At 71.0% G+C, this 25,159-nt stretch carries 20 protein-coding genes; 8 read left to right on the top strand and 12 right to left on the bottom strand.

All coding sequences use genetic code 11. The features are described 5' to 3' along the window. Positions 1 to 150: 150 nt before the first annotated feature. Together ACF088_RS22995 and ACF088_RS22990 are read left to right on the top strand one after the other, a co-directional pair. Positions 151 to 2,985, top strand: a complete 2,835-nt coding sequence (locus ACF088_RS22995) for a BTAD domain-containing putative transcriptional regulator (protein ID WP_392377648.1) — start codon at positions 151 to 153, stop codon at positions 2,983 to 2,985. A gap of 152 nt (positions 2,986 to 3,137) precedes the next feature. Continuing rightward, on the top strand, positions 3,138 to 4,490 hold the full coding sequence (locus tag ACF088_RS22990) for a hypothetical protein (RefSeq protein WP_392377647.1): 1,353 nt from the start codon (positions 3,138 to 3,140) through the stop codon (positions 4,488 to 4,490). A gap of 51 nt (positions 4,491 to 4,541) precedes the next feature. Here ACF088_RS22990 and ACF088_RS22985 read toward each other — a convergent pair whose 3' ends face one another. The 7 genes from ACF088_RS22985 to ACF088_RS22955 all read right to left on the bottom strand — a co-directional run bounded on the left by ACF088_RS22985 (position 4,542) and on the right by ACF088_RS22955 (position 12,586). Beyond that, a complete protein-coding gene (locus tag ACF088_RS22985; RefSeq protein WP_392377784.1) occupies positions 4,542 to 6,704 on the bottom strand; it encodes an ATP-binding protein in 2,163 nt (720 codons plus the stop codon). A 5-nt stretch (positions 6,705 to 6,709) separates the two neighbouring features. Beyond that, complete coding sequence (locus tag ACF088_RS22980) at positions 6,710 to 7,369, bottom strand: DUF4255 domain-containing protein (RefSeq protein ID WP_392377646.1); 660 nt, start codon at positions 7,367 to 7,369, stop codon at positions 6,710 to 6,712. A 196-nt stretch (positions 7,370 to 7,565) separates the two neighbouring features. Next, positions 7,566 to 8,267, bottom strand: coding sequence for a response regulator transcription factor (locus ACF088_RS22975; protein WP_392377645.1), 702 nt, complete (start codon positions 8,265 to 8,267; stop codon positions 7,566 to 7,568). Positions 8,268 to 8,534: 267 nt separating this feature from the next. Continuing rightward, positions 8,535 to 9,149 carry an ATP/GTP-binding protein gene (locus tag ACF088_RS22970; RefSeq protein ID WP_392377644.1) on the bottom strand — a complete coding sequence of 205 codons (615 nt, stop codon included), beginning with the start codon at positions 9,147 to 9,149 and terminating at the stop codon, positions 8,535 to 8,537. Beyond that, entirely contained in the window at positions 9,097 to 9,513 is a 417-nt protein-coding gene (locus ACF088_RS22965; RefSeq protein ID WP_392377643.1) for a DUF742 domain-containing protein, read from the bottom strand. Before ACF088_RS22965 ends, ACF088_RS22970 begins: the two co-directional genes overlap by 53 nt. A 153-nt stretch (positions 9,514 to 9,666) precedes the next feature. Continuing rightward, positions 9,667 to 10,143 carry a roadblock/LC7 domain-containing protein gene (locus ACF088_RS22960; protein ID WP_350249739.1) on the bottom strand — a complete coding sequence of 159 codons (477 nt, stop codon included), beginning with the start codon at positions 10,141 to 10,143 and terminating at the stop codon, positions 9,667 to 9,669. Beyond that, positions 10,124 to 12,586, bottom strand: a complete 2,463-nt coding sequence (locus ACF088_RS22955; RefSeq protein ID WP_392377783.1) for an ATP-binding protein — start codon at positions 12,584 to 12,586, stop codon at positions 10,124 to 10,126. Before ACF088_RS22955 ends, ACF088_RS22960 begins: the two co-directional genes overlap by 20 nt. Before the next feature lie 619 nt (positions 12,587 to 13,205). Here ACF088_RS22955 and ACF088_RS22950 point away from each other — a divergent pair. The 3 genes from ACF088_RS22950 (at position 13,206) to ACF088_RS22940 (ending at position 15,522) form a co-directional block, all read left to right on the top strand. Beyond that, positions 13,206 to 14,342 (top strand): substrate-binding domain-containing protein, encoded by a 1,137-nt coding sequence (locus ACF088_RS22950; RefSeq protein ID WP_392377642.1) that lies wholly within the window; start codon positions 13,206 to 13,208, stop codon positions 14,340 to 14,342. Positions 14,343 to 14,526: 184 nt separating this feature from the next. Further along, a complete protein-coding gene (locus ACF088_RS22945; protein WP_392377641.1) occupies positions 14,527 to 14,763 on the top strand; it encodes a hypothetical protein in 237 nt (78 codons plus the stop codon). A 216-nt stretch (positions 14,764 to 14,979) separates the two neighbouring features. Continuing rightward, on the top strand, positions 14,980 to 15,522 hold the full coding sequence (locus ACF088_RS22940; RefSeq protein WP_392377640.1) for a putative immunity protein: 543 nt from the start codon (positions 14,980 to 14,982) through the stop codon (positions 15,520 to 15,522). Positions 15,523 to 15,725: 203 nt separating this feature from the next. Here the strand turns inward: ACF088_RS22940 and ACF088_RS22935 are convergent, their stop codons facing one another. Together ACF088_RS22935 and ACF088_RS22930 are read right to left on the bottom strand one after the other, a co-directional pair. After that, positions 15,726 to 17,258, bottom strand: coding sequence for an amino acid permease (locus tag ACF088_RS22935; protein ID WP_392377639.1), 1,533 nt, complete (start codon positions 17,256 to 17,258; stop codon positions 15,726 to 15,728). 68 nt (positions 17,259 to 17,326) lie between these two features. Then, complete coding sequence (locus tag ACF088_RS22930; protein ID WP_392377638.1) at positions 17,327 to 18,268, bottom strand: hypothetical protein; 942 nt, start codon at positions 18,266 to 18,268, stop codon at positions 17,327 to 17,329. A gap of 875 nt (positions 18,269 to 19,143) precedes the next feature. Here ACF088_RS22930 and ACF088_RS22925 point away from each other — a divergent pair. Both ACF088_RS22925 and ACF088_RS22920 read left to right on the top strand, forming a co-directional pair. Continuing rightward, entirely contained in the window at positions 19,144 to 20,061 is a 918-nt protein-coding gene (locus ACF088_RS22925; protein ID WP_392377782.1) for an ABC transporter ATP-binding protein, read from the top strand. A gap of 41 nt (positions 20,062 to 20,102) precedes the next feature. Then, the gene (locus ACF088_RS22920) at positions 20,103 to 20,912 is read left to right on the top strand and encodes an ABC transporter permease (protein WP_392377637.1); all 810 of its coding nucleotides are present in this window, start codon (positions 20,103 to 20,105) and stop codon (positions 20,910 to 20,912) included. Between the two features lie 2 nt (positions 20,913 to 20,914). On the opposite strand, the gene ACF088_RS22915 is transcribed toward ACF088_RS22920, so the two are convergent. Continuing rightward, the gene (locus ACF088_RS22915) at positions 20,915 to 21,571 is read right to left on the bottom strand and encodes a response regulator (protein ID WP_392377636.1); all 657 of its coding nucleotides are present in this window, start codon (positions 21,569 to 21,571) and stop codon (positions 20,915 to 20,917) included. Further along, on the bottom strand, positions 21,568 to 22,695 hold the full coding sequence (locus ACF088_RS22910) for a sensor histidine kinase (RefSeq protein ID WP_392377635.1): 1,128 nt from the start codon (positions 22,693 to 22,695) through the stop codon (positions 21,568 to 21,570). The genes ACF088_RS22915 and ACF088_RS22910 overlap by 4 nt, the downstream gene beginning before the upstream one ends. Before the next feature lie 576 nt (positions 22,696 to 23,271). Between ACF088_RS22910 and ACF088_RS22905 the strand changes: the two genes are divergently transcribed. Next, positions 23,272 to 23,844, top strand: a complete 573-nt coding sequence (locus ACF088_RS22905) for a hypothetical protein (protein WP_392377634.1) — start codon at positions 23,272 to 23,274, stop codon at positions 23,842 to 23,844. 90 nt (positions 23,845 to 23,934) lie between these two features. Here ACF088_RS22905 and ACF088_RS22900 read toward each other — a convergent pair whose 3' ends face one another. Then, positions 23,935 to 24,714: an SDR family NAD(P)-dependent oxidoreductase gene (locus tag ACF088_RS22900; RefSeq protein WP_392377633.1), complete on the bottom strand. Its 780-nt coding sequence runs from the start codon at positions 24,712 to 24,714 to the stop codon at positions 23,935 to 23,937. Between the last annotated feature and the right edge of the window lie 445 nt (positions 24,715 to 25,159).

Raw genomic sequence — 25,159 nt, 5'->3', positions numbered from 1 at the left:
AAAAGGGAGGATTTACCGTTGGGTCAATATCGGACATTTTCTGGTCTCTTCTGTCCGTGCGCTGAGCTAGTTTGGTAAGGCCGGTACATCAGTGCTGGTCCCAAGGGTGGTGGCGTTGCAGGTCGACAGGGGCAGGGGAGCGAGCTGGTAGTGCTCGGCGACGCGGACGTGGTGGACATTGTGGACGAGTGGGAGGGCCGGGCGGAGGCGAGCAGCCCGGACCGGGGGGACCGGTTGCGGTTCCAGGTGCTCGGACCGGTGCGGGCCTGGAGGGGGGACCGTCCGCTGGATCTCGGCCCGGCGCAGCAGCGCGCCATGCTGGCGGTGCTGCTTCTGCACGGGGGCCGGCCCGTATCCGTAGCGCAATTGGTGGACGCGCTGTGGGGCGAACGGCCGCCACCGCGGGCGGTGGGAACCCTGCGGACCTACGTTTCGCGGCTGCGCGGACTGTTGGAACCGAACCGCAAGCCCCGGCAGCCCTCGCGTCTGCTGGTGTCGTCGGCCGGCGGCTACGCACTGCGGGTGCCGGACGAGGCACTGGATTCGATCGGGTTCGAAGGACGGCTGGTCACCGCGCGCCGGTTACGGGCGGCGGGCGACACCGCCGGCGCGTACATGCAGCTGAGGGGTGCGCTGGCACTCCCGGAGGGCGTGGCGCTGGCCGGCCTGCCCGGACCGTACGCTCAGCGGCAGCGCGACCGGCTCACCGAACTGTGCGTCACCGCTCAGGAGGAGCTCTTCGACTGCGTGGTGGAGTTGGGCCGGCAGGTCGATTCGATAACCGACTCGATCGCCGGACTGCGCGCCTTCGCCGCCGAGCATCCGCTGCGCGAACGCGCCCAGGCCCTGCTGATGCTGGCTCTGTACCGCGAGGGCCGCCGGGCGGAGGCCCTCGCGGTGTACGCGGCCACCCGCCGCACCCTCGACGCCGAACTCGGCGCCGAGCCGGGCGGCGAACTCCGTGCACTGTACGAAGCGTTGCGCGACGGGTCGGGGGGATATGGGGCCGGGCCCGATGCGGTGTCCGGGCCCGGTTTCGGCCCATTCGGTGATCGGGCCCGGCCTGACGGTGACCATCGTGATGACAGCCATGACTGCCGGCCCCACCCGCCTCACCCTCCCCTGGGCACATCGCCTGTCGGCCCGCCCTCGCCCGTACCGGCTCAGCTCCCGCCCGACATCGCCGATTTCGCGGGGCGTGCGGAGGCCGTCGCCCACCTGGCCTCGGCGCTGCGCGGGGCGGCGGCCGGCGGACGGGCACCGGTGGTGGCCACGCTCAATGGGCTCGGTGGGGTCGGCAAGACGGCGCTGGCCGTGCACGTCGCGCATACCGTACGGGCCCACTTCCCCGACGGGCAGCTGTATGCGGACCTGCAGGGCACCGACCTGGCTCCGGCCGACAGCAGCGCCGCTCTGACGCACTTCCTGCGCGCCCTCGGCGTCCCGGAGAGTGCCGTTCCGGACGGGCTGGAGCAGAAGGCCGCCCTGTACCGCTCGCTGCTCGCCGACCGCGGGGTCCTCGTCGTCCTCGACAACGCCCGCGACAGTGCACAGATACGGCCGCTGCTGCCCGGGGCGCCGGGGTGCGCGGTGCTGGTCACCAGCCGGGTGCGGACGCTCGCGCTGCCCGGTGCCCACTGTGTCGACGTCGAGGTGATGGACGAAGGGGAGGCGCTGGGGCTGCTCGGTGCGATCGTGGGGGCGCAGCGGGTGGCCGCCGAGCCGGATGCCGCGCGCGAAGTGGTCGCCGCCTGCGGCGGGTTGCCGCTCGCCGTGCGCATCGCCGCCGCCCGTCTGGTGTCCCGGCCGGGCCGGTCCATGGCCGACCTCGTGGCCCGGCTGAGCGATGAGCGGCGGCGGCTGGACGAACTGCGGGTGGGCGACCTGGGCGTGGAGGAGACCTTCCGGGGCGGCTACGAGGCGCTCGCGCCCGGCCTCGCCCACGCCTTCCGCGCCTTCGCCCTGTGCAGCATGCCGACCTTCTGCCGGGGTGCCGCGGCCGCGCTGCTGGACACCACCGACGACGAGGCGGAGGCGGCGGTCGAGACGCTGGTCGACGCCGGGCTCGTGGAACTGCACGGCGACGACCGCTACCGCTATCACGAACTGGTCGGGCTCTTCGCGCGGCGGCTGGGCGAGGCGCACGACAGCCCGGGGGAACGGCAGGCGGCGCAGCACCGCTTCTTCGACTATGTGCTGGCCACCGTCCTGACCGCGGCGCGGCTGAGCAGACCGCACCGCGCCCTGCCCGATCTGCTGCGCCGCCCCGACTCCCCGGGCCGTGCGCTCGCCGATGCCGACGACGCGCGCGCATGGCTCGACATCGCGCACACGCGGCTGTACGCGGCCGTGGAGCGGGCCGCGGACGCGGCGCCCGGTCTGCTCGGTCCCGCCGTGGACCTCCTCACCGCGTGGTCGCATGCGCTCAGCGGTACCGCGCGTCACCGCGACCTCGAACCGCTCGTTCGCCGCGCCGTGGACAGCGCCCGGCGGCACGGCGACGACCTGGCCACGACGCGCGCCCTGCGCCTTCTCGAAGCCCCGGACCACGGCACCGAAACTCACGGACGGGCGGAGCGCGCGCCCGGGAAGGGACTGCGGCCGGCCACGTCGTCCGGCGATCGACTGGCCAGGGCCGAGGCCGCACACGAACTGGCCGTCGTGCTCGTGGCGATGGGCCGGAAACGGGCTGCGCTGCCCCTGCCGGAAGGGGCCCGGGACCGGTTCGCCGCCCTGGGCCGCGGGGCCGAGGCAAACCGTGTCCTCGTCCACACGGCACCCGCGTACGTGGCCTCGGGCCGGTCCGCCGATGCGGACGAGGCCGTTCACGAGGCCGTCGCCGAAGCTCTCCGGGCCACGGGAGCCGGGGAGCGAGTGCGCGCTCGCGCAGGTCCGGTACCGGGCCGGCTGTGTGCTGCTGCGGGACGGACGTCGGTGGCCGGCGGCGGTCCGGCTTCCGCAGTCGCAGCGGGGGTACCGCCTTGAGCGGCGCCGCCGGTCCCTCAGGTGATCCGGTCCGGGTGCGGCCACCGAGCAGGCGACCCTACTGAGCCGTAAGGACATCCGGCTCTGCCCCCGGTTCTGCCCTTACGGACGCTGACCCGGGCCGGCTTCGCCGGTTGACTGCCCTGGTGAGCATGTGGACTTCCCTGGAACCGGCCGCGATCACCGTCGACCCCGGTTCCGTCGCGAGCGTAAGGCTGCGCGTACGCAACACGGGTGACACCGTCGAGGAGTACCGGCTGCGGCCGGCCGGCGCTGCAGCGGGCTGGACACGGGTGGAGCCCGACGTGCTGCGGCTGTACCCCGGGGCCGAGGGCACGGCGCAGGTCGAATTCGCGCCCCCGCGGACGTCCGACGCCGTGGCCGGTCCGACGCCCGTCGGGATACGCGTCGAACCGGCCGAGCACCCCGAGATCCGTGATGTCGTCGAGGGACAGGTCACGGTCGGGCCGTTCGCCGAACTCCGCTGCGAGCTGGTGCCCTTGGCCGTACGCGGCCGCTGGCGCGCCAAAGCGGCGGTTGCCGTCGACAACCTCGGCAACCAGCCGCTGACGGTCTCCCTCTCCGGCCGCGAGAACGGCGACGCCCTCACCGTCGAGCCCGAGCCGACCTCGGTCCAGGCCGCGCCGGGCCGTGCCGCCTTTGCGCAGCTCGCCATCCGCCCCGGAACGGTCAGTTGGGTCGGTGGCACCAGTAAGCACCCCTTCACCCTCTCCGTGCAGCGAGCCGGAGCGCCGGAGCCGACCGAGCTGCGCGGCACCTACATCCAGCCGTCCGTGCTGCCGCGCTGGGTGATGGCGGTGTGCTCGCTGCTGCTCGTGGCGGCGCTGGCCTTCGTGGCGCTGTGGTTCCAAGCCGCGCCCAAGGTGCTGACGAGCGCGAAGGAGAAGCCGGCCCCGGCCGGGAGCAAACTCCCGCAGGAGGGGAAGAAACCCGAGCCCGCCCCGTCGCCGTCCGACAAGCCGTCCGAGAAGCCCCCGCCCCCGCCCCCGCCGCCGCCCCCGCCCGAGCAGAAGCCACCCGAGGAGGAGGGCCCGAAGGCGCAGACCATCCGGTCCAACATCGACGGCGGCTGGTACCTCCAGGCCAACGGGGGCAGCCAGGTGGACGGCACACAGATCGGCCAGAGCCCGCAGTGGACGGGTGAACAGTTCGGTCGCAACCAGTGGTGGATCATCCACCACTACGCCGAGGACAACACGGTCGCCCTGGAGTCGGCCAGCGCCCCCGGCAGTGTTGCCCAGCTGAAGCCGGACACCAACGAGGTTGAGCTCTGGGCGGCCGACCCGGAGCAACTGAAGTCGGGCAGGCTGCCGCCCCACCAGAAGTGGCGGCTGGAGGACACGGGCGACGGCCGCACCCGCATCATCAACATGCGCAACCAGGAGTGCCTGACCGATCTGCAGAACGACAAGGGCTCGCTGTCCGGGAAGTGCGCCGACGGGCCCTGGGACCGGCAGGACTGGAAGATCGCCGAAGGACCGTGAGGCCGGCCGGGGCAGGACGACACCTCGCCCGGCCCCGGCCGCAGCCGGAGTTCAGTCCCACAACGGTGACGCGTCCGGCACCAGCCGCCCCATCTTGCGGTACTCGCGCCTGGCACCGGCCCGTACGTCCTCGGCCGACACCGCCTCGCCGCGCCCCGCGGCGAGGTATCCGGCGGTCACCGCGGCCGACCGGATCGACCCGCCGGACAGCTCGAACTCCTTGGCACAGACGTCGAGTGCGAGGTCGTCCGCGCAGGGGGTGGCCGCCAGGCAGGAACGCCACAGCGCGGTCCGCTGCGCGGCGTCCGGGAACGGGAAGTCGACCACCAGATCCAGCCGCCGGGTGAACGCATCGTCGATGTTGGCCCGCAGGTTGGTGGTGAGGACGGCGATCCCGTCGAACGCCTCCAGCCGCTGCAGCAGATAGGCGCTCTCCAGGTTCGCGTACCGGTCGTGCGAGCTCTTGACCTCCGAACGTTTACCGAAGACGGCATCGGCCTCGTCGAAGAGGAGCACGGCGTCCGTGCGGTCGGCCTCGGAGAAGATCTGCTCCAGGTTCTTCTCCGTCTCCCCGATGTATTTGTCCACCACCGCCGACAGTTCCACCACATAGAGATCCAGGCCCAGTTCACCGGCCACGACCTCGGCGGAGAGCGTCTTCCCGGTACCGGAGTCCCCGGCGAACAGGGCCACCACGCCCCTGCCGCGCCCGCCGCCGGTGCGCAGCCGCCACTGGCCCAGCACCTTCTCCCGATGCCGCGCCCGCTGCACCAATTCGTGCAGCAGGGCCAGCGGTCCGGGCGGCAGGACGAGCCCGTCGAAGCCGACGGCGGGCCGTACGCGCCGGGCGTGCCGGTCCAGCAGCGGCGCGGACTGCTGGCGTGCGCTGTGCTGGATATGGGCGGTGGTCAGCGGCGTCCCGTCGAAGGCGGCGAGGGCGGTGGCCGCACGGGCCGCTCGCCGGATCTGCGCGGCACCCAGGCGGTACGGCGCAACGGCCGCAGCGAGGTCGAAGCCGGCGGCCACGTCCACGGAGCCGAGTTCGGTGCTCCAGACCTCACCCGCCGCCGCCCCGTCGTCCGGTGCGTCCAGCGCGAACAGCCCCGAATCGGGGGCCCAGCCCGGGTCGTACGGCTCGCTTCCGAAGAGGACCACCGGGACGTCCCCGCCGGCCAGCGCCCTGACGAGCCCCTGAGGCCGCTCCGGCAGCGGACCCACGACGATCGCGGCCCGGCGCAGCCGCGCCTCCCGCAGCAGGGCGCCCGCCAGGCCCGCACCCGCACCGTGCCGACCATCCGGCCGGTACCGCAGCACGGGCAGGCCGGCGCTCCGCAGCCCGTCGGTCACCGGCGCGGCGGCGGTACCGGGCCGGCGCTCCCGCAGATGGACGGCGAGCGGCCGCTCGCTCGCGAGCACGGCGAGCCGGTCGGCAAACGACGGGTTTTCGGTACGGGCATCGCTTCCTGTGCGGCCGGCGGCAGGCTGTTCCGCGGGCAGCAACTCCACCTCTTCTCCGCCGAGGTCAGGATCCAGGCCGTCGTCTCCCAGCAGATGGGCCACCACCCGCTCCGGCACCCGCAGCGCCCGTCCCGGCAGTGGCCGGTCCTCGTCCTCGATGACCAGCAGCCCACCGGACAGCAGTGGCGCGGCGGGATGGAAGCGGGCACGGGCCGCGGGCTCGTACGGGCCGGTACCCGCGAGGTCCAGCGCCAGCGCGACCGTGGCGCGACGGCGCCCGACATCGTCGTTGAGGTAGCCGTACAGCGGCTCGAAGCCCCGGTCCACGTCGGGCGCGAGCGCGGCCAGGAGGATATGCAGGTCCAGGGCCGACAGGCCGAACCGCGCGGCGAGCGCGGCCGATCGGTCCGAGGCGTCCGGGGTGTCCGAGGCGTCCGGCGCCTCGCCGTCCGCTCCCTCCCCATCCGACTCGCCCGTATACGCCTTACCCGCATACCTCCCGCCCGCCGTATGTGCCGCCCCGTCCGTGCCGCCCGCCGGTGGCAGCGCGGCCAGCCGTCTGGCCGTCTCCGGGGTCACATACAGCCCGCGCAGCGGGTCCGAAGCCGTCGGATCGTCGGCGCTGCGCCGCTCGACCAGCCCGGCCACCCGCTCGCGCAGCCCCGCCAGCCGGTTGAGCAGCGCGACGCTCGCGTTCTCGTTCGCCGCCGTGCCGCTCACGGCCGTGCCGTTCACCTCCATGCTGTTGCCCTCCATGCCGCTCACCCTTCCTCCTCGCCGGCCGTTGTGGTCGGCGAGGCACCCGGAGCGGACCGGAGCATCCGGGGCCGGGAGTCGCCGGGGATGCCGTCGAGTCCGCGGACGACCGTGACCGCGCCCTCCGTAACCGGCGGCGCCACCTCGTACGCGGGCGAGACCGGGAAGGGCACGGTGATCACCACGTCCAGGGACGGCTTGAGTTCGCCGCCGAGCGCAGACCAGATATCGGCGATCGAGCGGGACTCGGGAGGCGGCACCGCCACCGTGAGCGGGATGCTCACCTTCAGCGCGCGGAGCGCGTCCGGCAGTGCGGCCACCGGCAGCCTCTCGTGCGAGAGCAGGCAGCCCAGCGCGGCCGACAGCAGCCGGTGCTCGTCCTGCGGGCGCGTGGTCCACGCCGTGACCAGGTAGGACAGCCGGAACCAGCGTGGCGGCTGATGTCTGCGCACGACCACACCACTGGCATCCCGCTCCGAGATCGCTCCGCGCTCGCGGCGGGCGACCTCCTCGCGTATGTCGTAGAGATACGCATTGAGCGTGGGTGCGTTGCGCCGCGCCGCCCAGTCGCGGGTGGGCGCCTCGAATGCGATGTCCCCGGCGCCGTCCGGCAGCACCCCGCCGCGCAGCACCCTCCGCATCGCCTCATCGACTTCGTGCATCACCGCTGTTCCCCCGCCCGGTGACCCGGCGTCCGAACTTCCTCGGAGAACTCCGTCACCGCGTCACCCTCTGCTTTCGCACCCGCACCTGTCTCCGCACCCGTTTCCCTGTCAGCTGCCGCACCCGTATCGGTGCCTGCATCCGTGCCTGCATCCGTGCCTGCTTCGGCACCCGCATCCGTGACTGCTTCCGCCCTCATCAGATGTATCCCTCGCGCAGCGCGTACGCGACAGCGTGGGCGCGGTTGTGCAGTTGAAGGCGCGTCATCAGGGCGTGCAGCACGTTCTTGACGGTGCGTTCGGAGTAGGCGAGCTTCTCGGAGATCTGCCGGGTGTCCAGCCCCTCCGCGACCAGCCGCAGCACATCCACCTCGCGCGGCGCCATTCCGACCGTCGGTGCCAAGGCGACAGAGGGGGATGCCACCGCGGACCGCCGCAGCCGTCCCACCTGTGTGAGCAGCCTGCTGATCAGGTCCGGCGGCAGGTCGCCCTCGCCGCGCGCCGCGCTCTGCACCGCCCGCAACAACCGCTGGGGGGTGGCCTGATGACGCCACAGGATGGCCCGCACGCCGTACTCCACGACCGTCATCAGCTCCGGCTCGCGTAGATCCCGGGCAATCAGCACCACGCGCTGCTCGCCACCCCGTGCCAGCCGTCTCAGCTCTGCCGCGGCGAGCTCGTCGAACCGGTCGATGAGCGTGACCGCCACGGTCCCGACCGCTTCCCCACCGCCTTCCTTCTCTCTCCCGCGCTCTGCTCTTTCCACCCGCTCCCTGGCCGCCGCGCCGCCCTGGTCCTGGACGATCTCGACGCTGGGCTGGTGCTGCAAGTGGCTGACGACTCCGGCCCGACCGAGCGGGTCGGCGGCATGCACCGTCACCGTGACACGTGTATCCAGCACTTACGTTCCTCGCCTCGCCCCCGTTTACCGACTGCCGTAGAGTCCGTGAAAGCAATCAACAAACGCTTACCGGGTGATTAACACCGGAAGCCAACCCTTCGGTCGGGAGAGCCGGCCGGCGTCGGCACCACACCCGGCACCACACCCGGCCCCCCGGACCTGCGGGCGACCAGGCGCGCGGTCGACGAGCGCCGACGTGGCGATACCGGTCCGTGTGGATCAGCGGATCAGCGGGTCTGCGGGTCTGCCCGGAAGGAGGCCCGGGGATCAGCCCGCCGCCGTGTTCTGTGCGCGGGAGAGGGCGACTTCGAGGACGACCAGCAGTGCATCCCGGACCGAGCCCGTGTGGCGTGCGTCGAAGACGAGCAGTGGTACGTGGTCGGAGACATCCAGCGCCCACCGCACCTCGTCGAGGTGGTGCTGGACCTCGCCGTCGAACGCATTGACGGCGACGGCGAACGGAATGTCCTTGTGCTCGAAGTAGTCCACTGCGGCGTAACAGTCGTCCAGGCGGCGGGTGTCCACGATCACCAGCCCGCCGAGAGCGCCCTCGACCACGTCGTCCCACATGAACCCGAACCGGTCCTGGCCCGGAGTGCCGAACAGATAGAGCTTCAGCGTCGGGTCGATGGTGATGCAGCCGAAGTCCATGGCGACCGTGGTGGTGGTCTTGCCGGGGGTGTGGGAGAGATCGTCCACGCCCGCCGCGACCTCCGTGATGGCGGCTTCCGTGGTCAGCGGCCGGATCTCGGAGATCGCGCCCACGGCCGTGGTCTTGCCGACGCCGAAGCCGCCGGCGATGACCAACTTGACCGGTACCGGCGGCTGTTCAACCGCTGTCACGGAGTGTGTCCCGTGAGTCGGGGACGGTGCGGAGACCATCGATAACCCTTCGCAGTACGGAGATGTCCTGGGCTGTCCTGGCGTCCGGGACGTGGACCGCCAGATGTCCGGCGGCGCACAGGTCCTCCGCCAGTACCCGGACCACATTGAGGTGGAGGCGCAGCCGGGCGGCCAGTTCCGCCACCGACTGCGGCCGTCGGCAGGCGGCGACGATGTCGTGTTGTTCGAAGGCGAGCGAGCGCAGGACGCGGAGACCGGACGAGGTCGCCACGACCTGGGTCTCGACCGGGAGCGGGGGGCCCGCGCCACCCCCCGCCACCCGGCCGGCGGTCAGCAGGAAAGGCCGGATCGCGGGAGCGCGGCCGGCGGGCTCGGACGGGCCCGGGGAGCTGCCCTCCCCCAAGCTCTCGGCTCCGACCCCCCTCTCGGCTTCGCCCGAGCGGGGGGATCCCCATGAGCAGGGGGGACCCCCGCCCTCGTCCGGTCCTGGTTCACCGGCGGCCATCATGTTCCTCTTCTCAAGCCCTGCACCCCTGCCTCCGTGGTGTGGGACGGGTCAGCGCGCCGGTGCGGCGCCGGTGGTCCTCTTCAGCTCCAGCACCAGTTGGGGGGTGAGCGCGCTGCCGGCCCGGTTGGCGAAGAGGGTCATCTCGTAGGCGATGTTGCCGAGCTTCGCCTCCTTCGACGTCACCACGCCGAGGACGGCACCGCAGCCGATGGCCGACACCAGCACATGGCCGCCCTCCAGGTCGATGATGACCTTGTTGAGGCCGCCGAGGCCGTAGTTGCCGGATGCGCCGGCGGCCAGACTCGTGACGCCCGAGACGATCGCGGCCAGCCGCTCGGAGTCCGCCTGCTCGCGCAGTTGGGAGACGGCGATCAGCAGGCCGTCGGAGGACACCGCGATGGCGTCGACGACGCCGGCGGTCTGGGTGGCGAACCGGTCGAGCAGCCAGGTGAAGTCGGCCGCGGCGGCTGTCAGATCAGTGGCTTCCTCCCGCTCGGAACTGGTCTTACCTGTCGGCGTGGTCACTGCCCGACTCCTTCCGGGGTTGCTGGTGTGGCGATGGCGCTGGATCCTTCGGGGCAGCGGCAACTTCTCGTTCCGCTTCTTGTCCCGCTTTGTGCTCCGCCCTGCGTACGGCGGCCTCGAATTCGTCGAGTTCACAACGGACCGCCTCGGCGTCGACGGGTCGGCGCGCGGCCTCGGCCCCGCGGTCGGCCGTCGGGGCGGTCATGTCGAGCGTCGCTCCCCGTACCCGCCGTCGCAGCGGCCGGCCGGACGGTGCGGGGCCCGGCTCGCCCGCGGGGGCGGTCTGCTCGGTGTCCGTGCGGGGCGCAAGGCGCCGGGGGAGCTCGCCTCGTGGCAAGGGGGCGGCGGGCCGCCGCTCGGGCGTGGCGGCGGGCGTCCGCACCGGCAGGGGGGCGGCGGAGGCCGCTGCGGGCCCGCGGCCGGGCTCAGGGGCGGGCCCGGTGGACACCGGCTCGGGCGCTGCCGGGTGCTCTGACGCCGCCTCAGCCTCAGCCGCGGTCTCAGCCTCGGCCGCGGTCTCAGTCTCGGCCACGTCCTCGGCCGCGGTCCCGGCCACGTCCGCAGCCGGGGACGGTGTGGCGGCCGGGTTCACGGTCAGCAGCAGTGCGGAGGGGAGCCAGACGGTGCCGGTGACCCCGCCGCCCGGCGTACGGCTCAGGGCGACCCGGATGCCCGAGCGCCGGGCGAGGTTTCCGACCACGAACAGGCCGAGGACCTTGGTCGGGACGAGGTCGAGCCGTTCCCGGCGGACCAGCCGGGAGTTCTCCTCGTCGAGGCGCTCCGCGCTCATCCCGAGGCCGTGGTCGATGACCTCGATCAGCGCACCACCGTCCACGGTCACGTCCGTGCCGGGCCGGACGACGACCTCGACGGGCGTGTCGGACGGGGAGAACGAGACGGCGTTCTCCAGCAGTTCGGCAAGCATCAGCGTCAGATCGTCGATGATGTCGGGCGCGACGGTGACCTCCGTCTCGGACCGCAGGGACACCCGCTGGTATCCCTCGATCTGGCCGAGCCCGGCCCGAATGACGTTGACCAGGGTGGTCGGCCGGGCATCCATTTCCAGGTCCCGGATTCCGGCGAGCAGCATCAGGCTGTCCGCGTTGCGCTGGAGGCGTACGGCGATGTGGTCGATGCGGTACATCCGCTCCAGGACGCCGGGGTCGGTCTCCTCTCGTTCCACGGCGTCGATCAGCATGAGCTGGCGGCCGGTGAGGTTGCTGACCCGGCGTCCGACGTTGCCGAACATCTCGGCGACGTTGCGACGGCTGAGCACCTGCCGTTCCAGCAGCGCCGCGGCGGTGACCTGCACCTGGTTGAACGCCTCGGCGAGGTGGCCGATCTCGTCGCGGACCGGGACGGGGATCGGCCGCGGCCGCAGCGGGGTGTGCTCCGCCGACTCGTCGTCCTCGACCTTGGCGAGTTCCTCGCCGGCCACGTCGACCACCTGCTGCGCGGCGCCGGTCAGGACCGACAGGGGACGTACGACCGAGCGCCGGACCAGGACGGAGAAGGCCAGCCAGGAGGCGAAGCCGAGCAGGGCGAGGCCGAGCATGGCCAGCGCGTTGTACAGGGCACTTCGGGAGAGGCCGTCGGCCCGGGCGGCGATCTGGTCGATCAGCGACCGGGTGATGTCGAGGCGGGCCTCGGCCTGCCGGGTTCCGGCGGAGACGGCCTGGCGCAGCTGATGCGGGGTCTGGCCCTGCAGGGAGCCCGGATCGATCTGGAGCTCCGCGAACTGGGCCTCGATGCCGTTCTCCTCGGCATCCCGCTCGATCCCGTCCAGGCGCAGGACCTGATCCGGGTCGGCGATCCTGCCGAAACGTTCTGTCTGCTCCTCGTAGAGCTTGTGCGCGCCGACCGCGCGGGTGTACTCGGTGAGCGCGTTGGCATCCCGGGTCTGGGCGGAGAAGACCCCGCTTTCGAATGCCGCGTGGGCGGCGTCGGCGCGCAGCACCGTGTCGAGGAGATAGGTGACCGAGGACGACGACGTGCCCACGAAGCGGTCGAGACCGATCCCGTCGATCAGGTAGCCGACCGCGGCAGCGTACGCGGGGTCGATGCCGGCGGCCGGAACCGAGCCCCGTTCGACCTTGTCGCGCAGCACGGCAAGGCCCCGGATGTAGTCGAGAGCCCGCCTCTCCTTTGTCGGCAGGCCTGCCCCGAACCCGGAACGCACGGCGGTGACCTGCTCGTCGGTCGCGCGCTGTGTTTGGCGGTAGGCGGCGGTGGACGGCAGGGCGGTGCCGGGCCGGGCCGACTCCTGCTCCACGGACAGCAGGAGCGCCTGCCGGTGTTCGGCCTGTACCTCGTTGATCAGCTTTGTGACCTGCTCGCTGTCGCGCACGAGCTCGGCGCTCCGGCCGGCGTCCCGGGCCTTCTCCATCTGCGTGCTGACGCCGATGGCCAGAAGCACGCCGACGACGGCGACGGGTGCGATCACCAGAACGTTGAGTTTCCGGCGGAACGGCCATCGGTCCAGGAAGGCGCCCGCCTGCCGGCGGAACCGCGGCTTCATCGGTGAACGCAGGGACGAGTCCAGTTCGTGTGGCGGGTCCACTGTGTCCACAGACACCCGGGCCTCCTTACGACGTGCTTCTGAGCGGTGACCGAGGTGGTGTTGTTGCCGACCGCCGACAGCGGGGGAACGTGACGCTTGCCATGCATTCGTCCCAAGGGAGCGAAAAGATCGCGCCACATCCCAACCGGCCGCGAACATTACCGCTTGTGCATGCGCATGCAACACATGACCACCAATGGCCAAACGGAATTCAACTCTTTGTCACATTTGGCCGGTTACCCCCTTGTGGTGCACCATGCCGACCGATGGGCCGAAGCCTGCAGGGGAGTAGGACGTGACCGGATCGTTTCCCACCGCACCGCACCGCACCGCACCGCACCGCACCGCACCGCACCGCACCGGGCCGCACCGCACCGGGCCGGCCCGGCTCCGGCGGCGAAGCGGTACCTCCCGAAGGCGGCTGCCCCCCGTTGAACCGCCACCCGTAACCTGTCTCCCCCCACCCCAACCCGTATCCTCATCCTGCCCTGCGAGGAGACCCGTGCAGCCCACCCGCAAGGCGGTCGTGACAGCCGCCGCACTCCTGGTCATGGCCACCGCCGGCTGCGAATCCGGCAGCGGCACCACCGCATCCCACCGGAATTCCGCCCAGCCCGGCTGCCCCGCGGCCCTCTCCAGCGCCAAGCGAGCGGTCAAGAAGGCCGAGGAGGTCAACGCCCCCTGGAGGGGCCCTACCACCGGACCCCGGGCCGTCCACGGCAAGACCGTCGTCTACATCGCCCAGACCCTGACCAACCCCGGCGTCACCGGGGTCGCCCAAGGGGTCCAGGAAGCGGCCAAGATCGTCGGATGGCACGCCCGCACCCTCAACGGCCAGGGCACGCCCGGCGGCCTCCGGGCCGCCTTCAAGCAGGCCCTCCGCCTCAAGCCGGACGGCATCGTCCTCAGCGGTTTTGACCCCGGGGTCACCGCAGAGGAGGTCAAAAAGGCTCATTCGGCGGGAATTCCGCTGATCGGCTGGCACTCCACCGCGGCTCCCGGTCCCAGCAAGGATCCACAGCTCTTCAGCAACATCACCTCCCGGGTCGAGGACGTCGCAAAGATCAGCGCCGACTGGATCATCGCCCGGTCCCACGGCCGCGCCGGCGTCGTCCTGTTCACCGACGCCACGGCGCCCTTCGCCAAGCGCAAGTCCGATCTCATCAAGAAGCAACTCGCCACCTGCTCCGGCACCAAGTTGCTGAGCTACACCAACATGCCCATTCCCCAGGCCAACAGGCGCTCCATCGGGGAAGTCCGCTCCCTGCTGTCCCGCTTCGGCCGCAAGTGGACCTACTCCGCCGCCATCAACGACCTGTACTTCCAGCACGCCGCCCCCGCCCTGCGTGCCGCGGGTAAGGACGGCGCCGGCGCCCCCTTCAGCATCGGCGCCGGTGACGGCGACCCGTCGGCCTTCCAGCGTGTCAACGGCAAGGAGTTCCAGGCAGCCACCGTGCCCGAGCCCCTCTCCGAACAGGGCTGGCAGATCGTCGACGAGTTCAACCGCGCCTTCACCGGCGCCCCGGACAGCGGCTACGTCGCCCCCGTCCACATCGCCACCGCCGCCAACACCGGCGGCGCACTGTCCTGGGACTCCGAGGGCTACCGCCAGGCCTACCGCAAGATCTGGGGCGAATGATGCGCTCTCCCGGCTGAGGCTCCACCTGGGACCGGACGGGGTGACCTCGGAACGGCGGGCGCGCGACGGTGCGCCGGGACGTCGATGACGGGCACACCACCCGCCGCATGCCGTCAGGTGCACGAGATGCCGTCAGGTGCACGAGGAAGGAACAGACGCAAGAGAATTCCGGACCGGGAGACACATGATGCCGGGGCGTGAGGAACACCAGGAACACCATGACGCTGTTCTCGTCGAGATCCTGCTGAGCGAAAAAGTCGGAGCGGGGCATGTCCGGCTGGTCGGCGAGGTCATTGCGGCCAGGGCGCAACTCGGCATGGGCATACAGGGTCCGGTCGGCCTGTCACTGGATCAGCGTGCGGGAATTGTTGAGGCGGTGTGGGATCTGGAGGACGCTTACCGCCACGCTGGGAGGCGGTAAGCGTCCTCCCGACAGGGAGCAGCGCCTTCCGCAACTCAATACCTTGGGACGCGCGCTCGCGGGCGCCGTGGCAGGAATTCGTGAAATCGCTCGACAGCATCAGATCACGACCGAGCATTGTTGCTTCCAGGGGAGAGCGGTGCCTGCCGAGGTTGAACTCGTGGTGTCGTCGCGCGACCGGCGAACAGATGGGACGCCCGTGAGATGCTTGATGGCATGACGGCGACCGTGTCCGGTGACTTCGAGCTGACCATGGACGAGTTGCGAGCCGTGGCACGCTACGTGGCAGAGACCGCTCAGGAAGTCCTCCCGGTGTTCGTGGACGCCAACCCCAGTGATTCTCGGCCTCGCGCAGCCCTTGATGCCGCATGGGAATTCGTCAACGGTGCGAAAAGGACCAAGCTGCAGCGTGTCACCTCGTTGGACGCACACCGAGCAGCAAAAGAAGCTTCCACCGAAGCCTCACGCCTCGCTGCGTGCGCTGCCGGCGATGCCGCATCTGCCGCGTACCTCCACCCGATCGCAAAAGCTCACCAGGTGGGCCACATCCTGCGCGCCGCTGCAAGTACCGCGCGCATAGCGGAAATCAACGCAGGCGACGATCCCGAAGCCGGGAAAAAGCTGATCGAGCAGGCTCGGCAGCGCGCCACACCGGTCGTGATCGATGTGCTGCATCGGTATCCCCTCGCGCCGTCCGGCAAGAACCGCGTTGCGCAACTGATGACCGCCTTGGACGCTTCTCTGCGCGCGTCCCGCTGAGGGACTCCTCCCGGACTCCCGAGAGTTGACCTGCTCCACGCACCGTATTGCTGGACGACTCCCACACCACGTGGACCGGATGGGGGGGCCGGGGCCGTTTCGGCGTGCGTGGTCGCCGGTTTGCGGCCCGCGGCCCCGTGTGCAGGGAGCAAGGCCCTGGGACGGGGCCGCGGGCCGTTGGCCGGCGGGGCGGACGAAGGCACCTACGGAGTGGAGGCCGCTCGCTCCGGGACCGACGTCTGCGACGGGTTGTTCCGCGGGTGCCGCGGGTTGAGGAACCACTTGCGGGCGGAGACGAACCACCAGGCGCCGGCGAAGACCAGCACCACACCCACGGTGACGGGCGCGTAGTTGAACGTCTCAAGGGTCACCGGGCTCTGCTGGGGCAGCATGAACAGCACCGTGATGACCACGACCCAGCCGACCGCGATCAGGCCCACGGGCCGTGACCAGCGCCCCAGGTGCCAGGGACCGCGCTTGAAGTTGTCGCCCTGGCGCAGGCGCAGCAGGGTGGGCACCACGTACGCGATGTAGAGGCCGATCGTCGCGATGGACGTGACGGCGGCGTACGCGGTCGTGTTGAACAGGTACGGCAGGCCGAGGAGGAAGGCACCGCCGGCGGCGAGCCACACGGCGTTGGTGGGGGTGCGGGTACCCGGGTGGAGCTTGTGCCAGACGGCGGAGAACGGCAGCGCGCCGTCGCGGGAGAAGGCGTAGATCATGCGGGAGTTGGCCGTCACGGAAGCCATACCGCAGAACAGCTGGGCGCCGATGACGATGAGCAGCATCAGCTTGCCGGTGCTCGCACCGAGTGCGTCCAGGAAGATCTGCGCCGGCGGCACACCGGTGTCCGACTTCAGGGCGCCGGTGTAGGACTGGATGGCGAAGGTCAGACCGAAGAGAAGCACGAATCCGGCGGCCCAGGACACGAGGATCGAGCGGACGATCCCCTTCGGTCCCTCGACCGAGGCGTTCTTCGTCTCCTCCGTCATATGGGCGGACGCGTCATAGCCGGTGAAGGTGTACTGCGCCATCAGCAGACCGATGAGCGCGACATAGACCGCGGAGCCCCAGCCGGTGTTGTTGACGAACTCGGTGAAGACGAATCCGGGGGACTGGTGCTTGTCGGGGATCACCAGCAGGGCTCCGACGATCACCACGACGCCGATCAGATGCCACCACACCGAGATGGTGTTGAAGAAGCCGACGACGCGCACGCGGAAGGTGTTCACGACGGCGTGCAGCAGGAGGATCACGCCGAAGAGCGTGATCGTGTGGGCGGGGGTGGCGGCGTAGCCGAACTGAAGGTTGAGGTAGGCGTTGAGGAAGGACGCGGCACCGAAGTCGATGCCCGCGGTGACGGCCACCTGGCCGAGTGTGTTGAACCAGCCGGTGAACCAGGCCCAGGCCGGAGCGGACTTCTGCGGGGCGAGCTTGTGGGCCCAGAAGTAGAGGCCGGCGGACGTCGGATAGGAGGAGCAGACCTCGGCCATGGCCAGGCCGACGAACAGGGTCATCAGGCCGACGAGAACCCAGCCCCACATGATCAGGGCCGGCCCGCCGGTGTTCATACCGAACCCGTACATGGTCAGGCAGCCGGACAGGATGCTGATGATGGTGAAGGAGACGGCGAAGTTCTGCCGCCCGGACATCGAGCGGTCCAAGGTCTGGGTGATGCCGAGCTCGGCGAGGCGTTCCTCCTCCGTCTGCGTGACGCTGGGAATGTCCAATGGCATGGCTGGCCCCTCTCCTGGTGGTGGCGCGGTGCATTGCGGCACAACATGGGTCTGCGCGGCCCCGGTCGCTACGGTGCGGCCCCCTTGACGGCCCACTTCCGATGACGGGTGAAGAGCTGCTGGGCGTCCCCGCAGTAGCTCCACGGCACATCCGTGGCGTACGGGCCGATGGCATCGAACACCTCGGCCGCCGCCCGGTGCTGATTTGCGAAGGACAGTGCGTGGGCCAGGTAGTTGGCGTCCTCGTGGAAGGCGGCGTGCGGCAGGGAAGGGGCCCGGTAGGTCCACCAGTTCGCCCATGCCTGCTGGGTCGACGGGTTGTCCGTCCACGGATGGACCGTCAGCCCGTACCGGTGCCCTTCCTTCTTCATCCGCGTGCGGTGCGACTCGGCGAGCGCGACCAGCGGCAAGACGTGCAGCGGCATCCCGCGGGGGACGTGGGCGCACCGTTCCTGCGCCCAGTGGAACATCTCGCCCGCCACGCCGTGCCAGTCGGGGAACATGTAGGTGAGGATCTCGTGGTGCGCCTCCCTGTTCCACGGGTCGCGTGACTCGACCTCCTGCCACACACTCTGCACCGTCTCCCGCCACTGCCGGTCGCGGTCGGGGGAGTGGTAGCGCAGCAGGGCGAGCATGACGACGTAGGGCGTCGGATCGGCAGGCAGGGCGTCACCGGCGGCATGGCAGCTCTCCCACGCCTCCGCCATCTCCGCGCCGCTGCCCTGTCCCCGCGGGCCGGCCATCGAGCGCAGGGCCTGGACGGTGGCGAGGAGGGCCAGGGCATGCGGCGAATGCGGTTCGGCCTGCGCCCAGGTGTCGGCGAAGGTGAGCCGGGCCCCGGCGCGGGCGAGCACCTGGAGACGGAAGAGACGACGGTCCCAGTCGGCACCGGTCGCGGCCAGCAGTTCGCGTGCGCTCTCCCATCTGCCCATGGCGGCGTCCTCCACGACTGCGCGCAACCGGGAGTCGTCCCGCGCCGGATGCCGGTCGAATGCCGGTGGGCGTCTCACGGCTGTCCCGTCACGGTCTTCTCGGGTGAGGGAGGCAGTTCCTCACCGTGCGCAGGGGCGGTGTGAACAGGCACTGTTCGGGCCTCCGGGTGGGCGTCCGCCGCGGCGGACACCGACGTAGGGGGGAGCGCGTCGTGCCGAGCGAACGGCCAGGGGGCCGGCAGGCCTCGGATGCGCGGCGACCTTGACAGGTGGGACGGCAAGGGTGCCGGGCGGGGCGGCGACGGGGCCGGGCGGGGCGGCGTCGCACCGGTCCCGCACCGCTGGTGGGACGCCTGACGGAACGCCGGTGGGGTTCGGGGACGGTGCCCGTGAGCCCTGGGTCCGGCCCGTGCTGCGGTGCTGTCTCGTCCGTAGGCGAAAGCCCGAGGTGACCTTGAGGGGCAATCACCGGAATCTCCTGTACGTGGGGGTACATGGGCCTGTGTCAGCGGGCGGTCAACTTCGGTCATGAAGTGCTGACTTGAGAAAGAAGACTATTCACTGATGCGCGGTGGCGCACATTCCTTTGGTGAGAAACCTCATGCGAGGGGCGTCCTGGGAGGCGTGTGGGGTCGTACGCGCTCCCGTGGGGCCCGGCCGGCCGTGCCGCCGGGTCCGGTGACTGCCTATGGGCGCCACCGCGCCGGCGGATGGCGCGGCCGGCGCCGCGGGCGCGGTAACGGTCGGTGCGGTGCGCCTCGGGCGGTGTCCATCGGCCGGCCGACCCGGTGGTCGGTCGATGGTCGCAGTGGGCGGGTCACGCATCGAGACGATCGGGCAGCGGAGTCCGGCCTTTCCGGCGATCCGCCGGACGGGGCTGCGTTCCTACGGTGCTGGGGACGGAGAAGTCCAGCGCAGTGGTGCGGGAACGGAGCGTGTTCGTGAGCGTCGGGATGTTGGAGGCCAGAGGGCTGACCAAACGCTTTGGCAAGAAGCCGGCGGTGGACGACCTGTCGTTCACCGTGCATGCCGGCCGGGTGACCGGCTTCCTGGGCCCGAACGGGGCGGGCAAGTCCACGACCATGCGGATGTTCCTGGGCCTGGACCGCCCCGGAGCAGGCAGTGCGCTGATCAATGGCAAGCCCTTCCACCAGCTGCGCCACCCCATGAGCGAGGTCGGTGCCGTGCTCGATGCCAAGGCTGTCCATCCCGGCCGCAGTGCGTACGGGCATCTGCTGGGCCTTGCGTACAGCAATGGGATCGGCCGCAGGCGGGTGGCGGAGGTCCTGGAGATCGCCGGCCTGGCGAAGGTGGCGAACAAGCGGGTAGGCGGTTTCTCGCTGGGGATGGGACAGCGGCTCGGGATCGCCGCCGCTCTTCTCGGTGATCCGCAGGTGCTGCTCTTCGACGAGCCGGTCAACGGTCTCGATCCCGAGGGCGTGCGCTGGATCCGCACTCTCATGAGGGGACTCGCCGCGGAGGGGCGCACGGTGTTGGTGTCCAGCCATCTGATGAGCGAGATGGAGGTGACGGCCGACCATCTCGTCGTGATCGGCCGAGGAAGACTGATCGCCGACACCGGTGTGCGCGATTTCCTCGCGGGCAGTTCACGGGACATGGTCAAGGTGCGCTCCCCGCAGGCCATTCAGCTCGCCGGAAGACTCCGGGAGGCCGGCGGGGAGGTCACCGCGGACGACGAAGGCGCGCTTTTGGTCACCGGCCTGGACCCGGTGCAGGTCTCGGCGGCCGCCGCGGCGTGCGGGGCCGCACTGCACGAGCTGTCACAGCAGCGCGTTTCGCTGGAGACGGCGTTCATGCAGCTCACCGAGGACAGCGTGGAGTACCGCACCGAATCGCTGCCACCGGCCTGAGTTCCGCGCCATAGCCACATCCCGACCCAGGAGGTAGCCCCATGTCCGTAACCATCCCCGCGACCGAGCACCGGTCGTCCGCCCTTCGCCCCGGGCCCGTCTTCTCCCGGCTGATCCGGTCCGAGTGGGCCAAGCTCCGCACCGTCCGTGCCACCGTGTGCTGCCTGTTCGCCACCGCGGCGGTAGCGGTTGGCATCAGCGTCATCGTGGCAACGGCCATCGACAAGGAAGGCCCGCAACCCATCGGCCAGTTGGTGATCAACAGTCATATGGGCTTCGGCGTCGGCCAGCTCGCCGTAGTGGTCCTCGCGGTGACGGCCATCGGCAGCGAGTACAGCACCGGGACCATCCGCACCTCGTTGACGGCCATACCGTGGCGCGGGCCGTGGCTCCTGGCCAAGGCCCTGGTCACGGCCGCGCTGGTGCTGGTCACCGGGATGCTGCTGAGCATCGTCTGCTTCGCCGTCGAGTACGCATCCGCACCCGCTGTCTCCGGATCGGTCACCGGTCCCTCGGTCGTCCGGGCCGTTCTCGGCGGCGGGCTCTACCTGAGTGTGCTGGCCGTGCTCTCGTTGGCGGTCGGCGCCGTGCTCCGGAGCACGGTCGGCGGCATCGTCGTGATGTTCACGCTCATCTTCGTTGTGCCAGGGCTCGCCTCCGCCCCGGCGCTCAGCGGCCTTGCACCTCTCCTGCCCGGCAGCCTCGCGCCCGGCAGCGCCGGCTGGACGATCATGCAGCCCGGTCCGATGCTGGACGGCCTCAGCCCGTGGGCCGGTTTCGGGGTGCTGTGCGCCTGGGCGGCGGTCGCGATGGCGGGCGCGGTGTATCTGCTGGACAAGCGCGACGCCTGACGCTACGCCTCAAGGAGGCCGGCATCGTGGGCGAGGATCGCCGCCTGGACGCGGTTGGTGCACTCAAGTTTGGCGAGAAGACGGCTCATATGGGTCTTCACGGTGGACTCGCTCATGTGCAGGCAGAGACCTATCTCGGCGTTGGACATGCCCTCGCCGACCAGGCGCAGCACCTCGCCTTCGCGGTCGGTCAGGACAGACGTGCGGCGCCGTGCGTGGTGGGCCCTCGACGTACCGCGGGCGGAGAAGTTGGAGATCAGCCGGCGGGTCACCGAAGGGGCCAGCATGGCATCCCCGTCGTGGACGGTCCGGACCGCGCGGGCGAGGTCGCGGGGCGGGGTGTTCTTGAGCAGGAAGCCCATCGCGCCGGCCTCCAGCGCTGCATGCACATACTCGTCGAGATCGAAGGTGGTGAGGACCACCACCTTGGGCGAGTCGGGCAACCGGCTGATCTCCACGGTCGCGGCCAGCCCGTCCATGACCGGCATACGGATGTCCATCAACACCACATCGGGCCGGTGCAGGCGCGCCAGGTGCACCGCCTCCACCCCGTTGCCCGCCTCGGCCACCATGCTGATGCCGGGGTCGGCCTCCAGGATCATGCTCAAGCCGGACCGGACCAGGTCCTCGTCATCGGCGAGCAGAACGCGAACGGTCATGGTGCTTCTTCCCTCGTGGGTATCACGGCCGAGACCCGGAAGCCGCCGTCCGGTCTCGGCCCGGCCTCGAAGGCCCCGCCCAGGACGGTGACGCGTTCGCGGAGCCCGACCAGGCCGTGGCCCCCACTGGGCAGCCGAGCGGTCGACGGGGCGCTGGGCATCTCATTGTCCACGGTGATGTGCAGTTCGTTGGGCACGTACCGCAGCTGAACGCGGGTGGCGGCGGTGCCCGCATGCTTGTGTGCGTTGGTCAGCGCTTCCTGGACCAGCCGGTACGCGGTGCGCTCGGCGGTCGCGTCCAGCGGCCGGGAGGGGCCGGACGTGGTCAGTTCGATCCGCATGCCCGCGGCGCGCGACTGGTCGACCAGCCTGGACAGGTCGTTGAGGGTCGGCTGCGGCGCGCGGGGTGCGGACTTCTCGCCTTCGTCGACGCGGAGTACGCCCAGTACCTGACGCAACTCGTCCAGCGCCTGCCGGCCGATCTCGCCGATGAGCCGGGCCTGGGTGGTGTGATCGCGCTCCGCCGGGGTGACTTCCAGGGCTCCGGAGTGAATGACCATGAGGCTGACCCGATGGGCGACCACATCGTGCATCTCCCGCGCGATCCGGGCCCGCTCTTCCATGCGGGTCTGCGCGGCCAGCAGGCGCTGCTCGCGCTCCAGGCGTTCGGCCTTCTCGCGCAGGTTCTCCACCACCATCCGCCGCGTCCTCGCGTACAAGCCGGCCAGGACGGGCACGACCATCAAAAGGCCCAGGAGCGGTAGGCCGGATGTCAGGTTTTCGACGGTGAGCTCGCGCCTGTCGGTGAGCAGCAGGTAGGCGCCGGTTGCGGCAGGCGCCACCGTGGACACCGCGGCCAGGATGCGTCGGCTGCGACCGTATTTCGCCAGGGAGTACAGGCAGACGGTGAGGGCAGGGAAGAAGACCTCGGCGGGTATGGCCAGGATCACGGCCACGCACAACCACGTCGGCCACCGCCGCCGCACCACCATTGCCAGCCCGGTCAAGGCCGCCAGCGCGAAGTAGGCCGGCGCGGGAAGCCCGAGCGGGTACGTCCCGTGGACGTCCACGAGGACCGTGGGGAACAGCGCACAGCCCAGCGCGACCAGGATGTCGAAGACCATGCCCCGGCGGTTCTCCCACCAGAGCGGCCGCGCAGGGAGGACCGCCGGGCGCCACCGGTGCCGGTCGGCGGGCGGGAAGCGGTGTGCGCTCGTGGGCGGGGGTGACGGGGCCGGAGGGGGGCCTGGAACCTGCGGCTCGGCCGGTGTGGCGTCGCGAAGTCGCATGGCAGCTCCATCCTCCAGCGGTGTGAGGGGTCTTCACCGGCGGTGGGGGGGGGCCGTGCCCTGCCCGTTTCTGCCTGGTTGCCCGTGCTGATGATTCTCGTTTCAACCAATTGCTCGGTCGGTTGGACCAGCATGCAGCAATCGGGCCATCGAGGCATCGGCCGATCGACGTACCGGGCGGTAGGACTGCGGAGCGGCATGAGGTCGGCACGGAGTGGCGTGACGTCGGCATGAAGTCGGCATGAGGTCGGCGCGGAGCGGCGTGACGTCGGCACGGAGTGGCTTGAGCTCGCTCACGCGAGGCGGGCGGGTGCATGCCCAAGGCGCGGCGCGTGCGGCACCTGGCCGTACAACCTTCGACGGCAATGGGCGGTCTTCACGACACCATCACAGAGGAATGGGGGATTGCGCATGTCGCACTCGCAGCAGCCCGCGCCATTCGGTCAGCAGCCCCTCCCGTACGCCCTCCCCTTCGCGCTGCCGCCGTCCCCGCCGCCGGCCGCGCAGCCGCCGAAGAGCCGGCACTCCGCACTCGGCATCGCCGTGGGTGTGGTCTGTGCGCTCATCGTCTTCGGGCTCGGAGCCGCGGTCGGAAGCGGCAGCAACGGCACCAAGAAGGCCAGGGCGAAGCCTGCCCCCACCGTCACGGTCACCGTCACAGCCAAGACCACCAGGGCCGAGCCGGAGAAGCCGAAGAGCGCTGCGAAGCCCGCGGAGAAGGCGCCGGCGCCCGCGGGCCCGGACACCACGGTCGGTCAGGGCAGCTACCTCGTGGGGGAGGACATCGCCGCCGGCACCTACAAGACCGGCGGCCCCGCCGCGTCCGATGTCCCGCTGTGCTACTGGGCACGCGCCAAGGACTCCAGCGGTGAGCTGGACGGCATCATCGCCAATGGCACCCCTCAGGGTCCGGCCCGCGTCACCGTCAACAAAGGGGAGACGTTCGAGACCAGCGGCTGCAAGGAGTGGACGAAGGTCCGGTGACCGGCCGCCGCTGCCCGGGGCCGGGCCTTCCGCGGCCGCACCCCGTCGCCGTGCCGCCCCCTCCGATCCGCCCGGCGGCGCGCCCGGCGGTCAGGTCACCGAGAATCCACCGTCGACGAACACCGTCTGCCCCGTCACATACGCCGCCCCCGGCCCGGCCAGAAACACCGCCGCGCCCGCGAAATCGTCCAGTTCGCCATTGCGCCCGGCCATCGTGCGGCGGGCCATCGCCTCGGTGCGCCCGGGATCGGCGAAGACCGCCTCGTTCAGCGGGGTGCGGACAAAGCCGGGGGCGATCGCATTGACGCTCACCCCGTACCGGGACCAGGCCTCCGCCTGGGAACGGGTGAGCGCGGTGAGTCCGGCCTTGGACACGCCGTACGCACCGCTGTTGCCGAATGCCCGGACCGACTGCTGGGAGGCGATGTGGATGATCCGTCCCCAGCCGCGGTCCGCCATGCCGGGCCCGAAGCGCTGTCCGAGCAGGAACGGCGCATCGAGGTTGACGGCCATGGTGCGGTCCCGGTCGGGCGTGGCCGGCTCGTCCATCGGCGGGCGGGGGTTGACCCCGGCGGCATTGACGAGGATGTCGGGTTCGCCGTGCCGCCGTGCCATCTCCTCCGCGCCCCGGTGCAGGGCGTCCCGATCGCCGAGGTCGGCATCGACCCAGTGTGCAGTCGCGCCCGCGGCCTGCAACTCCGCGGTGGCGTACCGCAGTTGGTCGGCGCTCCGGGCCAGCAGGACGACCTCGGCGCCGGCGCGCCCCAGTGCCCCCGCAATGGCCCGGCCGATACCGGAGCTGCCGCCGGTGACCAGGGCGGTACGCCCGGCGAGGGAGAAGAGCGAGTCGAGGTAGGGGCCGGCGGTCATGGCGGGCGATCCTCCTGATGTTCGGCCGGTGCGGGGGCGGGCTCGTGGGGGCCGGCCCGTGGGGAGCGGGGCTGCGGGTGGGGGCCGGTGTGCCGCCGGGACGATCATGCTCCGTGCCGGTGCGGGGCAATCCTGCCGCGGGTCCGTATCCGCCGGTGGATGCCGCTGCGCATGGCATCCCACCGCTTACCGTCTGCCACGAAGTGGATACGTTCCGCGTGACGGTCCGTGCGCAGCCCAGGGGTGAGATCTCGCCGTCGACCGGTCGATACCGGCCGTCAGTACACCGCGGCCCGGCCCGTTCCCGTCCCCGGAGCGTCGGGAACGGGCCGGGGCGGGCCCGGCGCGGAGTGGCCGCCCCGCTGGTCGGGCAGTCATTCCCCCGATCGGATCCGATCGGAACCAATTCCTCCACTCTTATCCGGGGCGGGGTCCTGTCGAGAGG

Origin of the sequence: Streptomyces sp. NPDC015125 (genome assembly GCF_043080045.1) — a bacterium.
Lineage (GTDB): Bacteria > Actinomycetota > Actinomycetes > Streptomycetales > Streptomycetaceae > Streptomyces.
The sequence above is the reverse complement of the archived record's forward strand: the minus strand, read 5'-3'. Positions and strand labels throughout refer to the sequence as shown.

Coding starts and splice junctions, on each gene's coding strand:
- ACF088_RS22910 (WP_392377635.1), bottom strand. CDS start 22,695: ATGGTCTTCGACATCCTGGTCGCGCTGGGCTGTGCGCTGTTCCCCACG.
- ACF088_RS22935 (WP_392377639.1), bottom strand. CDS start 17,258: ATGCCATTGGACATTCCCAGCGTCACGCAGACGGAGGAGGAACGCCTC.
- ACF088_RS22925 (WP_392377782.1), top strand. CDS start 19,144: ATGTTGGAGGCCAGAGGGCTGACCAAACGCTTTGGCAAGAAGCCGGCG.
- ACF088_RS22920 (WP_392377637.1), top strand. CDS start 20,103: ATGTCCGTAACCATCCCCGCGACCGAGCACCGGTCGTCCGCCCTTCGC.
- ACF088_RS22900 (WP_392377633.1), bottom strand. CDS start 24,714: ATGACCGCCGGCCCCTACCTCGACTCGCTCTTCTCCCTCGCCGGGCGT.
- ACF088_RS22905 (WP_392377634.1), top strand. CDS start 23,272: ATGTCGCACTCGCAGCAGCCCGCGCCATTCGGTCAGCAGCCCCTCCCG.
- ACF088_RS22915 (WP_392377636.1), bottom strand. CDS start 21,571: ATGACCGTTCGCGTTCTGCTCGCCGATGACGAGGACCTGGTCCGGTCC.
- ACF088_RS22990 (WP_392377647.1), top strand. CDS start 3,138: ATGTGGACTTCCCTGGAACCGGCCGCGATCACCGTCGACCCCGGTTCC.
- ACF088_RS22945 (WP_392377641.1), top strand. CDS start 14,527: ATGATGCCGGGGCGTGAGGAACACCAGGAACACCATGACGCTGTTCTC.
- ACF088_RS22970 (WP_392377644.1), bottom strand. CDS start 9,149: ATGGTCTCCGCACCGTCCCCGACTCACGGGACACACTCCGTGACAGCG.
- ACF088_RS22940 (WP_392377640.1), top strand. CDS start 14,980: ATGACGGCGACCGTGTCCGGTGACTTCGAGCTGACCATGGACGAGTTG.
- ACF088_RS22985 (WP_392377784.1), bottom strand. CDS start 6,704: ATGGAGGGCAACAGCATGGAGGTGAACGGCACGGCCGTGAGCGGCACG.